The sequence below is a fragment of the Microbacterium sp. SMR1 genome (assembly GCF_003289625.1).
In the GTDB taxonomy this organism is placed as follows: Bacteria; Actinomycetota; Actinomycetes; order Actinomycetales; family Microbacteriaceae; genus Microbacterium; species Microbacterium plantarum.
The window spans coordinates 295126-309746 of the sequence record NZ_QMBN01000004.1 but is presented as its reverse complement, the minus strand read 5'-3'; the positions used below and the strand labels follow the sequence as shown (position 1 = coordinate 309746).

The following is a 14621-nucleotide window of genomic DNA, read 5'->3' as shown; positions in this document are numbered from 1 at the left end:
GGTCAGACCGTCAGGCGAGTCCTCGGCGGTGGCGACGGACGCCGGCGACCGCGAGCGCCAGTCCGAGCAGCAGCACCAGAGCGCCGGCTCCGGCGAAGCTCGCGAGTCCGCCGGCATCCTGTCCCGTCGACGCGAGCGGCGGGTTCGCCGACGAGGTCGCGCCGGGAGTGACGACCGTCACCTGCGCCGTCAGTTCGCCATCGGGAACGACGAGCGCGACGGTGTGGGTTCCGGCCTCGGCGTAAGCCGGCACCGTGAACACTCCGGATGCGGTTCCGTCGGCACCCACCGTGAGGGTGCCCAGTCGTACCGGGGTCGACCGGAACTCGACCGCGAACACGGTCCCCGGCGCCGCACCCGAGACGCTCACCGGCAGCTGACCGCCCGGCGCGACCTGGCTCACCCCGACGCGCAGCACCTCGGCGCCGGTCAGCGAACCGCTGGGCTCCGAGCCCGGTCCGCCGGCGCCGGGGCCGCCCGCGCCCGGCCCACCGGTACCCGGCTCGCCCGTGCCCGGGCCGCCGGCGCCCGGATCGACCGCCTTGGCCGGGATTTCGGCCGTCACGACGTCCGAGACGTTGCCGGCGACGTCGGTCGCGCGCACCCGCACCGTCGTGGCGGAGTCGCCGACGGCGACAGCGCCGCTCGCCGCCGTCCACGTCCCGTCGCCGAGGCGGTACTCGACGAGCGCGATACCGGAATGGGCGTCGGTGCCGCTCGGGGCGATGGTGCGGGCACGATCGTCCCACCCGGTGCTCGCCTCCGGCAAGGCGGCGTCGCGCCGCACTTCGACGGCGACCTCGTCTGACGCATTGCCGGCGGCATCCGTCGCGCGGAACCGCACCGTCGTCGCACCGTCCGCGTCCACGACCACGGGAGCCGTGTACGCACCCCAGTCGCCGTCGCCGACCCGCACCTCGATCACCGGGGCCGCATCGCGGTCGTCGATGGCGGTCGCCGACACGCTCGGCGACGCGACGTACCAGCCGCTGGCCGGTGCCGCCGGAGCGACGGCCGCGGTCACGACCGGAGCCTGCGTGTCGGGGACGACCGTCTCGGGCTGCTCCCACACCTGCCACTCCTTGATGCCGACGCTGCCCTTGCCCTGCTCGGTTCCGACCGGGGTGAGGTTCAGCCGCAGGCGCGTCGTGGTGACGGGGTCGAACTCGACGGTGTTGAAGGCGTCGGTCGCCGTGCCGTACGCGCCGGTGGCCGTCACGGGTACCCAGGCCTCGGTCTCGGCATCCCAGTACTCCGCTTGCCAGTCCTCGGGCACCTCGATGCCGAGTCCCTGCGCGTCGAGGTTCGAGACGAAGTACACCCCGACCGAGCCGACCCGCACCTCCTCGGACCAGTCGTACTGCACCCACTGCGGTCCCACCTGCGGCCAGACACCCCAGACATTCGCGTTGTCGCTCGGGGTGACATCGCCCGACGACGTCGGCTGCACGTCGTCGTTCAGCCCGGCGACCGTGTTCCACGCCGCCGTTCCGGATGCCGAGGGCGTAGCCAGCAGCGCCAGGTTGCGCCGCTGGGTGCCGTCGGCCTCGGGCACGAAACGCTCGATCGTCTCCGAGATGTTGCCCGCGGCATCCGTCGCCCGCAGCTCGACGCGCGTCTCGTCGAGACCGACCAGCAGACTGCGGGTCAGCGGCGCCCAGTCCTCCTCGTCGCCGAGGCGGTACTCGATCGAGGCGACGCCCGAGCCGGCATCGGTCGCACTCGCCTTCACGGTGCGCGACACGGCGTCGGCGACCGCCTCGAGGGCGGGAGCGGTCGTATCGATGCGCACGGGCTGGGATGCGTCCTCGGAGGTGTTGCCCGCCGCATCCGTCGCCCGCGCCTGCACCGTGTGGTCGCCCTCCGCCGAGACCGTCACGGGCTCGGTGTAGGTCGCCCACGCGCCCTCGTCGACGCGCACCTCGATGCGCGGCGCCGAGTCGCGGTCGTCGGTCGCCCCGACGGTGACGGTGACGTCCTCCCGGTGCCACCCCGATGCGGGCGCAGCGGGTGCGACCTCGAAGGTGACGCTCGGCGCCGTCGTGTCGGCGGCGCCTTCGCCCACGGTCACCGCCGCCGAAGCTGCCGTGGTGCCGGGCAGGTCGGTCTGCACCGTGCCGCCGACGGTGAACTGACCGGGCTCGGCATACGACGCCGCGTCCACCGCGTCCCACGTGACCGGCAGGTCTTCGCGCGATCCGTCGTTGTAGAGCACGCCCACTGTCGCCGGGAGGGCCGGAGCGACCCCCGGCAGCGTCCGCACGGCCACCGGGTCGACCAGGTTGATCTGCCCGGGCGGGGTGGCTCGTACCCACACCGTCGCCTTCGCCGCGACGGGCGAACCCGGGACGATGCCCGACAGCGCGAAGCTGCCTTCGCCGGCGACCTGCGCGTCGGTGACGGCGGGCCACGCGACGGAGAGGTCTGCCGCGCTGCCGTCGCCGAAGGTCGCGCTCACCGTCTCGGGAAGCTGCGGCAGCGTGCCCACCGTCGTGCGGATGTCGATCGGCTCGATGGCCACCGGCGCGTCGGCGAAGACGGCCAGCTCGCTGACGGCGACCGCTGCTCGCGCCGAGCCCGTGCCCGCTGCCTCGAGCACGACCCGCAGGCGCGTCGTGGTCACGGCGTCGAAGGTGACGGCGTTCGAGGCGTCCCGGGCGATCCCGTACTCCGAGGTTCCGGTGACGTCGGCCCACGCCGACCCGGTCCAGTACTGCGCCTTCCAGGCCCGGGGGACGTTGACGCCGCTCGTCGAACCGGCATCCGCCTGGTCGCGCCAGAAGCTGATCTCCGCTCCCGCGATGCGCTGCGGCGTCGACCATTCGTACTGCAGCCAGCGCGTGGCGGGGTGGTTGCCCGACCAGGTTCCCCAGATGTCGCTCTGGGCCCCGCCGGTGAAGAGCACCTTGCCGTCATTGACAGCGCGCACGTTGTTCCACGACGCGGTGTACTCGGCGGTGGGCACCGCGGCGGGTGCGATGTTCACGCCGGCGCCGGCGGGCGCTCCCTGCACGGCGACGTCGGCGAAGGACGTCTTCTCGCCGTCGGACGCGGTCAGGCGCAGCACGTACGCACCCTCGGTCGAGAACCGGGCCGTCGTGGTGGCGGCGGTCGCGTCGTCGAAGAGCACGGTGGCTCCCTCCGGCGCGCTCTCGACGGTCCACTGCGCGGTGAGGTCACCGCCGGGCAGGCCGTCGTCCTTGACGGTTCCGATCAGGGCCGCAGCCCCGCCCGCCGAAGCCTGCCGATTCTCCCAGGCCGTCACGAGGGGCGCCTGGTTCGTCGACTCGGGCGCCGGAAGACCCGTGCGGAAGACCTGCAGCTCCTTCACGCCGGTCTTCGCGCCGGCGGCGTGGGCGACGGTCAGTCGCACCGCGTCGCCGGTGACCTCGGGGAACTGGATGCGGTTGTAGTTGGCTCGCGGGTACGCGGGCGTCCGCGCCTGCGACGGGATCATCGTCCACTCGCCGTTCCGCCGCACCTCGAGGGTGTACACCGAGGGCTCAGCGTATCCGGGCACGGTGGCCGACGACGAGCTGTCGTAGAAGTACACGCGGGCGTCGTCGAACGTCTGCTCACCGTCGAGCTCGACCGTCAGGGCGTCGATCGGGTTCGGAGAGCCCGCCGTGCCCCAGAAGGGCTCGTTGATCGTGGTGCCGTTGACCGCGCCGGCGGGTTCGCGACCCGGTGCCGAGAACGTCGCCGACGCGGATGCCGCCAGGTTGGGACTGCCCGTGCTGGCGGTCTGGATGTCGGCGCCGGCCTTGGCGAAGAGGTCGACCACGCGCGCGTCGTCGGCGAAGCGCACCTCCTGCGGCGTCTGCACGGCGGAGGAGGTCGCCGTCACGACCGATGCATCGCCGTCGACGATCTCGACCGAGCCGGTGGCGGGGTCGTAGACGACGTGGGCGAGGTCGTCGACCGTGAAGGCCAGCTCGCCGTCGAGGAACACCGAGTACCCCTCGGGCACGCTGTCGCCGTAGTGCCGCTCGCCGCCCGGCTGATCCCACGTCACGGTGAGGTCGCGGTCTCGGTAGCGGATGTTGTTGGCCGTGAAGTGGTCCCAGCCGATCGCGATCGGGTCGAGCTCGATCTTGGCGTCGCTGCGGGTGCGCACGCCCATCGCGTCCTCGATCATCGTGAAGTTCGTCGCCCCGAGGATCGTGTGGTGGATCCACGAGCGGTAGTCGATCGTCTGCGGATCGGCCGATCCGTTGGCCCAGAACTCGTTCTGGTCGGGCAGGCGGTTGTCGCCGCCGTTCTGGTAGTGCGCCCAGGCGTTCCAGTACAGGAGCTTCTTGTACCACTCGGCGTCGATCGCGTCGGTGGGGTACTCGCGCAGCACGGTGCTCAGCATCCGGAACATCACGGTCGAGTTGATGACCGAGAAGTTGTTGCTGCCCTGACCGCCGGTCGCCGCGTAAGCGGCCTGGTCGGCCTGGTTCGCGGTGTAGAAGGGGAAGATCGGGTACTGCTCGTCGTCGGCGAAGAGCCGCAGCGCCTCGACGTAGTCGTCGTCGTAGTCGCTGTCACCGGGCTTCGGAACGAGGCCGACGGTGAACGGGTAGTAGTTGTTGATCTCCTTCCAGGGCACGTGCTCGCCGTCGCTGGCCATCGCGTGCTCGAGGAGCTTGCGCTCGGGGTTCCAGAGCACGTCCATGACCTGGGTCTTGATGTTCTGAGCGAAGGCCTCCATCTCATCGGCCTTGGCGGTGTCGCCGGCGACACGGTACGCCTCGGCTGCGGCGAGCGCGTTCGAGTACAGGTAGGCGTTCTCGGCGCGGTCCTGGTAGCCGCCCTTCCAGTGGAACGACACCGCGTCGGCGTCGTTTCCGGTCATCGCGCCCCAGTTGTACTCGATGAGCCCGTTGCCGTTGTTGTCGTAGGCGTCGACGAGGCCCTTCACGTCGTACTCGGCGTACTCGGCGAGGTTCTGCGCGATCGCGGTCGGGCCGCCGTGAAGCTCATAGGCACGCCAGGCCGCCTCGGAGATGTACTGCGTGTAGCTGTTCGACCAGTTGGCCGGGTCGCCGGGATTGTCGACGAACTTGTAGCTCTTGCTCGTCTCGCCCGCCGACACCCACGGCCCGTACGAGTAGATCGGGTCGCGGAAGTACTTGAGGTCGTCGATGAACATGCCCGTGGTGAGCACGATCGAGTTGTTGTACCCGAGCACGCCCTCCATTGCCGTGGGGAACTGGTAGGTGTTGCCCGGCATGTCGGCGTCGAGGAAGTTGTAACGCATCAGCCACCAGCGGTAGTAGAGCGTCTTGTCGATGTTGTCTTCGGGGGTGTCGAGGTACGGCACGTTGTCGGCCCACCACCGGTTGTAGGCGGTGACGTGCGCCGTGTACGCCTCACCGGGCGTCTGTGCGCGCAGCGCGTCGTAGTCGGTGCGCGAGGTGGCGATCTCGTCGGTGACGAGCGCCAGCTGCACCTTCGTCGAGACCGATCCCCCGGGCGCGACGCTGAGCGTCCGACTCAGCTTCTCGCCCGCGGGGACGAAGCCGTCACCCGAGAGGCGCGGCGTGAGCTTGGTCAGGTCGTTGAGCGCGGCGACGTGGCCGGTGAGCTCGTCGCCCTCGGCCGTCGTGGCGTACGGCGACGAGACGACCAGCTCGATGTCGACGGCACCTCCGGTGGCGCGGACGTCGAGGTTCGTCACGAGGACGTTCGCATCGGTGATGAACTTCGTCTGCACGACCTCGATGCCGGCGGCGGCGTTGCGGTGCACGCTGCGCCAGTAACTCGGGGTCTGCTTCCGCTGCGCGGTGTCTTCGGTCAGGGGGATGTCGGCGCCGCCGACCCGCGCGGTGATCGTGTAGCCGCCGCGGCCGTCGATCGACTCCCAGTAGGCCAGCTGCCCGCCGAAGCCGAGCACGGACGGGTCGTGCTCCTTCATGAAGGCGGCGCGGCCGCGGGTGAAGAGCCACTGGTTGTTGTCGCCGAAGCTGCCCGCGGTCCCGGTTCGGGCGAGCATCTCGTCCATCCAGAAGTCGTTGTCGGGGCTGCTGCCGGCGCCGGCCGCGACGTCGCCCTCGAAGATGCGCAGCAGCTGGTTGCCCGGCGTATAGGTCACACCGGTGTCGGGTACGGGGTCGGGGCTCCCGGTGAAGGTCGGGTAGCCGATGTCGGTGTTGGCGGCGTGCGCCGGGGCGACCGCGAAGGTCGCCGCGAGCACGGCCGAGACCGCCGCTGTGGCGATCGCGGTTCGCCCGATGCGACGCGAGGTCGTCGGAGTGCAGTCCACGGTGTCTGTTCCTCTCGGCGCCGCTCACCGATGAGCGACGCGTGCATGGCAGGCACGCTACCGAGGGCCCGAGATTCTCCGCAATCCTTTTCGGGCTTTTCGCTCTCGACCGAAAACCGGGAGCCTGTGCCGGTCAGCGGTGCGCGATCGTCGATCCGCGGATGACGAGGCGCACGGGCAGCTGGTGCGTCCCCGACTCGACACTCACGCCGTCGATGGCCTCGAACAGACGCTGCGCCGCCTGGCGACCCAGCTGCTGCAGGTTCGCGTCGATGCTCGTGAGGGGCGGGCGGGCGTTCGCGGCGACGATCTCCCAGTTGTCGTATCCGATCACGGCGAGATCGCCGGGCACGTCGCGACCGAAATCGCGCGCGGTGTCGAGCACGCCGCGGGCGATCTGGTCGGAGCCGCAGAAGACGGCGTCGATGTCGGGATGCCGCTCCAGCAGCATCGCGGCGGCATCCCGGCCCCAGTGCTCGGTCCACGCCGCGAAGAGCGGCTCGCCGACGAAGTCGAGGCCGGCGTCGGCGAGCGCCGCCCGGGCACCCGCGACGCGGTCTTGCGCGGCGGCGTAGGTCGGGTCGCCCGAGATGTGGGCGATGCGGGTGCGGCCGCACGAGAGCAGATGCTCGATCGCGAGGCGTCCGCCCGCGTGATTGTCGGGCGTGAGCGAGACATCGCGGGGGTCGTCCGACGGCGAGTAGGCGTAGACCACGGGCACCGGCAGCTCCTGGCCGAGCGATGGCCGAGGATCGGTCTGACGCCCCACGACGATGATGCCGTCGACGCGCCGGCTGAGGAGGGCGCGCAGGTGGTGCTGCTCGCGGATGGCGTCGCCGCGGGCGTCGCAGAGGAAGACGTTCACCTGGCCCGCGCCGAAGGCGTCTTCGGCGCCCATGAGGATCGGCAGCACGAAACGGCCCTCGAGGTCGCTCGTGAGCAGTCCGACGGTGCCGGTTCGGCCCGCCAGGAGGCCGCGGGCCATCGCGTTCGGCGTGAAGGTGAGCTCCTCCGCGGCGGCCATCACGCGGCGGCGCGTGCTGGGCGCCACGTCGCCGCGGCCGTTCAGGGCTTTGGATGCCGTCGCGATCGACACCCCCGCGCGCTGGGCGACGTCGCTGAGGGTGGCGGCGCGGGCCGGGTCGGTCGAGGGCATCCTGATCCGTTTCTCCATCGTTATCCGAGGGCGTCTTGACGACGACCTAGACACACGTTACCTTCCCGAAAGGGATTTCGGTTGTTTCGAATCCCTCCCACACCGGCGGTGCCCGCCCGAACGGCGCAGCCGCTCAATGAAGAGCAAGAGGAGACTGCAATGACCCCATTCCGGCGCCGCCCGGCGTTCCGGGCCGCGACCGCCGCGCTCGTCGCCGGCGTCCTCGTCGGCGGCCTCGCCGCGTGTTCGAACAGCGGCGGCGGCGACACCGCTGCCCCGGCCGACATCCCCGCCGCGGGAACCGACGACGGCACGACGCTGACCCTGTGGACGCGCGCACCGCTCGAGCGTCAGGCGAAGCTGCTCGTCGAGGCGTACAACGCCAGCCACGAGAACCAGGTCGAGCTGACCGTCGTCCCCAACGACGACTACGTCGCCAAGGTCGGGGCCGCCGCCGGCTCGGGAGGGCTCCCCGACCTGTTCGCCGCCGACATCGTCTACGTGCCGAACTGGGTAGAGCAGGGCCTCTTCCAGGACATCTCCGCGCAGATCGACGGCCTCGACTACAAGGACGACATCAACGCCGGGCACCTCTCCGCCGGAACGGTCGACGGCAAGGAGCACGTGCTGCCGTTCGTGCTCGACCTGTCGATGCTCATGTGGAACAAAGAGCTCTTCGCCGAGGCCGGCCTGGACCCCGACAAGGCCCCCGCGACGCTGTCGGAGTTCGCCGACGCGGCCACGGCCGTGCAGAACTTGAACAAGCCGGGCGTCTCGGGCACCTCGACGGGCCTGAACTGCGGTGGATGCCTCGTCTTCACGTGGTTCCCCTCGGTGTGGGCATCGGGAGAGCAGGTCCTGAGCGAAGACGGCACCGAGTCGCTTCTCGCGGGTGACGCCGCGCAGGAGGTCTACAAGACCTGGAAGGGCCTCGAGGATGCGGGCGCTGTCGCCCCCGGCTCGGCCGACGAGACCGGCGCCACGTGGGTCGCAGGCTTCCAGGAGGGAAAGGTCGGCGTCATGCCGTTCCCGGCCACCCTGCTGTCGGGTCTCGACTTCGAGGCCGGCGTCGCCGGCATCCCGGGTGTCGACGGCGGCGCCTCGACGTTCGTCGGCGGTGACGGCATCGGCATCTCGAAGGACTCGAAGCAGTCGGCGCAGGCATGGAACTTCCTGTCATGGCTGATGTCGGAGGACGCTCAGGTCGAGGTTCTCGCGAAGGACGGCAACGCCGTCTCGCGCGGTGACCTCGCCGAGAACAGCTACGCCGCGGCCGACCCGCGTCAGGTGACCATCAACCAGGTCGCCGCCGAGGGTCAGACGCCCGTCGCCCTCAACTTCCAGCAGGCGTTCAACGCTCCGGGCAGCCCCTGGCTCACGCTCGTGCGCAACGCGGTGCTCGAAGGCACGTCGACGGTCGACGCCGACAACGACGAGATCACGGCGATCCTCGGTCAGTGATACCCCCGGGGGCGCCGTCGCACCGGCGGCGCCCCCACCCTCCGAAAGGAATGTCGTGGCACTCTCCGTCACTTCCACGCGGCGCCCGCGCTACCGGCGCACGGCGCTGGGCGGGCCGCTGCAGGGCTGGCTGTACGCCGCCCCGACGGCACTGTTCGTCATCGCGCTCTTCCTCATCCCCCTCGTGCTGGTACTGCAGATGTCCGGCTCGGACTGGCCGCTGCTGCGCGGCAACATGGGGCCGAACTTCCCGACGAACTTCGCCGAGGCGCTCGACCACCGGCTGTTCTGGGACTCGGTGCGGTTCACCCTGATCTACACCGCGATCACGACGGTGCTGCTGATCGGCCTGGGGCTCGGGCTCGCCCTGCTCGTGCAGGAGTCGACCGCCTGGAAGGGCTTCCTCCGCACGGCGTTCCTGCTGCCGAGCGCCCTGGGTCTCGCCTCGGCATCCCTCCTCTTCTATGTGCTGTACTCCCCCATCGCCGGCCCGTTCGCGGGGCTGATGGAGTCGTGGGGAATCACGTTCCTGGGCACGCCCGAGGGCGCCCTGTGGTCGACGGTGTTCCTCATCGTCTGGCGGTATGCGGGCTTCTACATGCTGCTGCTGCTCGTGGGCCTGCAGGGCATCCCCGAGGACGTCTACGAGGCCGCCCGCATCGACGGCGCCTCGCGCTGGCAGATCTTCCGCGACATCACCGTGCCGCTGCTGCGGCCGACCTTCGCGCTGACGACCGTCATGTGCGTCACCGGCTCGCTGCTGGCGTTCGACCAGTTCTACATCCTGACCAAGGGCGGACCCGACAACAGCACGATGACCGTCGTGCAGCTCATCTACAACATCGCGTTCCAGGGGCAGAACAACCTCGGCGTCGCCGCGGCGCTGTCGGTCATCATCCTGCTCGCCCTGGTCGTCATCAACGTCGTGCAGCTGCGCGCGTTCCGTCGCCCCGAGGAGGCCTGACATGGCTCTGACCGACGCTCCGGCCGGCTCCGTCCCGCCCGCCGCTCCCGACACCACGCGCACGATCGTCATCCCGAAGTCCCGGCCGCGCACGCGACGCCGCCCCACGGGGCGCCTGCTGTGGGGCATCCCGTCGACCGTGTTCACGGGGGCGCTGGCGATCATCTTCCTGTACCCGCTCGTGTGGACCGGAGTAGCTTCGGTGAGCCCGCAGGCCGGCACGAGCCAGTCCGACGGCTGGGGGTTCGGCAACTACGTCACCCTCGCCAACTTCCAGTCGGGCATCTGGGTCTACCTCGGCAACTCGCTCTTCGTCTCGCTGCTGACCGTCACGCTGACGCTGCTGACCTCGTTCCTCGGCGGGTACGCGTTCGCGCGCTTCCACTTCCCCGGCAAGAACATGCTGTTCCTGCTCGTGCTGGCGATCCTCATGGTGCCGTACGCGACGCTGCTCATTCCGCTGTACGTCATCCTGAACGCCGTCGGCCTGCAGAACTCGCTCGTCGGGGTCGCGCTGGTGCTGACGATGTTCCAGCTGCCGTTCTCGATGTTCATGATGCGCATCTCGTTCGAGTCGGTGCCGCGCGAGCTCGACGAGGCCGCGCTGGTCGACGGATGCACGAGCCTCACCGCCCTGTGGCGCGTGCTGCTTCCCGCCGTCAAGCCCGGCCTCATCACGGTGGGTCTGTTCGCGTTCCTCACCGCGTGGAACGACTTCATCGCGCCGCTCATCCTCATCAACGACACCTCGCGCATCACGCTGCCCCTCGCGGTGGCGAACCTGCGCGGCCAGACGATGGGCGTCATCGACTACGGCGTCACCGAAGCCGGTGTCGTCGTGCTCGCACTGCCGTGCATCGTGCTCTTCCTGATCCTTCAACGCCACTACGTGCGCGGCTTCATGTCGGGCGCATTCAAGGGATGACCATGTCGACTACCTTCCCCGCACGCTCCATCGGCTCCGCGGCATCCGCCGTCGCCGCTGCTCCCGTCGTGCCCGCTCATTCGCGGCTGCGTCCGCTCGGCTTGCACGAGGTGCGCATCACCGGAGGCTTCTGGGGCGAGCGCCAGCGCATCAATGCCGCTCACACCCTCGGCCACGTGCTCGGTCGCCTCGAGTCGGAGGGCTGGCTGCCCAACTTCGATCGCGCCGCCGCCGGAACTCTGCCCGCCGGACGCCGCGGGCGCGAGTTCTCCGACTCGGAGGTCTACAAGTACCTCGAGGCCGCCGCCTGGGAGATCGGCCGCAGCGACGACGCCGAGCTCGAGGCGACGCTGCGCTCGGTCGTCGCCCGGGTCGCCGCCGCTCAGGAGCCCGACGGCTACCTCAACACCCGGTTCGGCCGCCCGGGCCAGCAGCCGCGCTGGTCCGACCTCGAGTGGGGGCACGAGCTGTACTGCCTCGGCCACCTGTTCCAGGCGGCCGTCGCCCGCGAGCGCACGCGCCCGGGAGCGGATGACGGTCTGCTCGGCATCGCGCGACGTGCCGCCGACCTCGTGTGCGAGGTCTTCGGACCGACCGGCATCCCGGCCTTCTGCGGGCATCCCGAGGTCGAGACCGCGCTGGCCGAGCTCGCCCGCGTGACCGGTGACGAGCGCTACCGCGCACAGGCGGAGCTGTTCGTCGAGCGCCGCGGACACGAGACGCTCCGCGACATCGAGTTCGGGCGCACCTACTTCCAGGACGATGTGCCCGTCCGCGACGCCGATGCCCTCGCGGGGCACGCCGTCCGCGCGAACTACCTCGCCGCGGGAGCGGTCGACGTCGCCGTCGACGCGGGTGATGACGAGCTGCTCGGCGCCCTGCGACACCAGTGGGCCCGCACCCGCGGCCGCCGCACCTACATCACCGGCGGTCAGGGGTCGCACCACCAGGACGAGGCGTTCGGCGACGACTGGGAACTGCCGCCGGACCGCGCCTACTCCGAGACGTGCGCGGGCATCGCGTCGATCATGTTCTCGTGGCGGCTGCTGCTCGCTGAGGGGGATGCCGCCTACGCCGACCTCATCGAGCGCACGCTTTACAACGTTGTAGCCACGTCGCCCGCGGCCGACGGCCGCAGCTTCTTCTACGCCAACACGCTGCACCAGCGCGTGCCGGGCGTCGAGGCGGACCCCGAGGGCACGTCGCCGCGCGCGTCGTCGTCGCTGCGAGCTCCGTGGTTCGAGGTGTCGTGCTGCCCGCCCAACGTGGCGCGCACGCTCGCGAGCCTCGATGCCTACGTGGCGACCGCCGACGATGAGGGCGTGCAGCTGCACCAGTACGCGCCCTCGGAGATCCGCACGACCCTCCCCGACGGCCGGGTTGTGTCGCTCGACGTGCAGACGGCGTACCCCGCCGACGGTGTCGTGCGGGTGGTGGTCGGCGAGGATGCCGGCGGCGCGTGGACTCTGTCGCTGCGCGTGCCCGAGTGGGCCGAAGGCGCGCGCCTGCGCGTTCGGGATGCCGCGGGCGCGGTCATCGACGATGACGCCACGGCTCCGGGCCGCGTCGAGGTGCGCCGCGACTTCCGCGCCGGCGAGGTCGTCGAACTCGAGCTGCCGCTGGCGCCGCGCCTCGTCGCTCCCGATGCGCGTATCGACGCCGTGCGCGGTTGCGTCGCCGTCGAGCGCGGCCCCGAGGTGCTCGCGCTCGAATCGACCGACCTGCCGGGCGGTGCGGACGTCGGCCGGGCGGCGATCGCGGGCGACGCCGAGCCGGTCGAGCGCGACGGTCGCGTGTGGCTGCGGGTCGGGCTGCGCCCCGACGAAAGCGACGGATGGCCATATGGCAATCCGGCGGCGATCGCCACCGCAGCCGCAGAAGAGGCCGAGCTGGTCCCCCTCGTGGCGTATCACGACTGGGCCAACCGCGGCCCGTCGACGATGCGGGTCTGGCTGCCCGTCGAGTGAGGTTCGCCCGGCTCGTGGGTCCAGAGACCCATCCCGAGCCGGGCGATCCCTCGGTATGGTGCGGGCACGTCGCACCACACCGAGGGAGAAGCAACGTGGCCGAGACTCCTGAACGGGCCGGTGGCGCGCTGCGACCGACCGCCGGCGCGGCTCTCCTCGTGATCGCGGGCCTGCTCGTTTCGGGATGCACGAGTGGCGGCGACGCTGAGGCGTTCGCGCCGCGCTGGGAGACCACGTTCGACGTGGCGACCCACGTCGTCGCATCCGAAGACGGTGTCATCCTCGTCGCGTCCGACGAGGGGCAGACGCTCGCCGCACTGAATACCAGGAACGGCGGCACGCGGTGGAGTCTGCCGTTCACCCCGGCGCCCTCTGCGGTCACCATCCGCGGGGATGTCGTCGCCGTGCAGCAGCAGCTCGACGGGGGCGTTCGGGTCTCGGCGGTGAGCGCGTCGACCGGCAACCCGATGTGGACGCGCACCGCGAACGGCGGCTCCGTGATCGGCGTCTTCTCCGACGGGCGGGTCGCCGCGGTGAAGGATGACACGATCTCGATCTCCGATGTGGCCAATGCCCGCACCGCCGACCCATGGATGCCGCGGGAGTCGTGCTCGGTCGGGGCGGCCCAGCTCTCCCCCCCGCAAGGATCCGTGGCTGGCCGTTCTCGAGGTCTGCGCCGAGGGGCCGTCACACCTGATCCGGTTGGACGATTCGCTCCGAGAGGTGTGGCGCACGCCCACGGCGACCGCTGCTCGGTTCGACTTCGTCGACGGGCTCGTCGCCGCGAGCGATGACGCCGAGAACCTGTGGATGGTCGGCGACGACGGCGCCATCGTGCAGACGCTCGTGGGATCCATCCCGCCCGGGTCCGCCGTCGTCCACCGCACCCCCGAGGACGATGTCGTCGCGCTCACCGGGTCGGGCGAACTGCATCCCGCCGGCTACCTGCGCGCGCAGAACGCATCGGACCTCGGGGTCATCACGGTCGCTCGGGTCGGGAACGGCCCCGACACGACACTCGCCACGGTCGTCGGCCTCGACGGCGAGCTCACCCCACTGAAGGGCGACAACTACGCACTCACGCGTCAGGTCGGCGCCGAGACGATCCTGACGCTATTGCGGTGGCAGTCGACCGGCGCGTTGCCCGACGACATCCCCTCGTGGCCCGACAGCTTCGAGGTCGCCGCCGGTTCCGCCGGGCGCATGACGGCCACCGCGATCGGCGAGAGCGGCGACCTCAACTTCGCCCTCGACCGCGACCGCGCCCGGGTCGCGACGGTGCGCCTGGCGACGCTCCCGTCCGCCGCATCCGCGCGCACCGCGCTCGAGCTGACAACGCCTCAGCGAGCAGACCGGACGATCACCGCCGCGCGCGGCGTATGCGTGCTGGCGCTCATCCCGGATGGAAATTCCCTCATCGACGACGAGGCGAGTCTCCTCGACGCGCTGTTCACCGCTGAGACATCGGGAGCATGCGAGGAGTGACGCACGGTGTGGCCGCTACGCGCAAGCCCCTGGTACGAAATACGAGTCGCCCCGCTGCTCGCATGGCGGACTCTGGACCGCTGACCAGCACTTTTTCACGCGTGTCCCCCACTTGGGGGACTTAAGCGAAACCTATGGAACCGATACCATCGGCTCGGGAGAGGCGCCCGTTAGTTCGGTGATCCCGATTTCACACGCACGACACACACGCGGCGTACGATCTCTCCCTCAGCAACTCATCACGCACCAGGGGAGGATGTCATGCCGTATGACTTCTCCTCTGCCACGGCTCCTGGAGCTACGGGAACGCACGTGATGTCCGCGCCCTCAGCCGCCGCTGCCGCACCCCCGCCCGTGCCGTCCTCCGCGACGGCATACCGCGGACCACGTGACTGGCGCCGCCGCTACGCTTC

The 14621-nt window shown here is 70.5% G+C and carries 8 protein-coding genes; 6 read left to right on the top strand and 2 right to left on the bottom strand.

Going from position 1 to position 14621, the window contains the following annotated elements:
• Positions 1–10: 10 nt before the first annotated feature.
• The gene (locus tag DO944_RS14510; protein WP_112617841.1) at positions 11–6250 is read right to left on the bottom strand and encodes an OmpL47-type beta-barrel domain-containing protein; all 6240 of its coding nucleotides are present in this window, start codon (positions 6248–6250) and stop codon (positions 11–13) included.
• A 133-nt stretch (positions 6251–6383) separates the two neighbouring features.
• Entirely contained in the window at positions 6384–7406 is a 1023-nt protein-coding gene (locus tag DO944_RS14505; RefSeq protein WP_112617840.1) for a LacI family DNA-binding transcriptional regulator, read from the bottom strand.
• A 159-nt stretch (positions 7407–7565) separates the two neighbouring features.
• Between DO944_RS14505 and DO944_RS14500 the strand changes: the two genes are divergently transcribed.
• The 6 genes from DO944_RS14500 to DO944_RS14475 all read left to right on the top strand — a co-directional run bounded on the left by DO944_RS14500 (position 7566) and on the right by DO944_RS14475 (position 14208).
• On the top strand, positions 7566–8867 hold the full coding sequence (locus DO944_RS14500) for a sugar ABC transporter substrate-binding protein (RefSeq protein ID WP_094260441.1): 1302 nt from the start codon (positions 7566–7568) through the stop codon (positions 8865–8867).
• A gap of 55 nt (positions 8868–8922) precedes the next feature.
• The gene (locus tag DO944_RS14495; RefSeq protein WP_258524775.1) at positions 8923–9831 is read left to right on the top strand and encodes a carbohydrate ABC transporter permease; all 909 of its coding nucleotides are present in this window, start codon (positions 8923–8925) and stop codon (positions 9829–9831) included.
• A gap of 1 nt (position 9832) precedes the next feature.
• Positions 9833–10756, top strand: a complete 924-nt coding sequence (locus tag DO944_RS14490; protein WP_218823014.1) for a carbohydrate ABC transporter permease — start codon at positions 9833–9835, stop codon at positions 10754–10756.
• A 2-nt stretch (positions 10757–10758) separates the two neighbouring features.
• Positions 10759–12723 carry a glycoside hydrolase family 127 protein gene (locus DO944_RS14485; RefSeq protein ID WP_112617839.1) on the top strand — a complete coding sequence of 655 codons (1965 nt, stop codon included), beginning with the start codon at positions 10759–10761 and terminating at the stop codon, positions 12721–12723.
• 95 nt (positions 12724–12818) lie between these two features.
• Entirely contained in the window at positions 12819–13517 is a 699-nt protein-coding gene (locus DO944_RS14480; protein WP_181574266.1) for a PQQ-binding-like beta-propeller repeat protein, read from the top strand.
• Positions 13447–14208, top strand: a complete 762-nt coding sequence (locus tag DO944_RS14475) for a hypothetical protein (RefSeq protein WP_112617837.1) — start codon at positions 13447–13449, stop codon at positions 14206–14208. Before DO944_RS14480 ends, DO944_RS14475 begins: the two co-directional genes overlap by 71 nt.
• Positions 14209–14621: the final 413 nt, after the last annotated feature.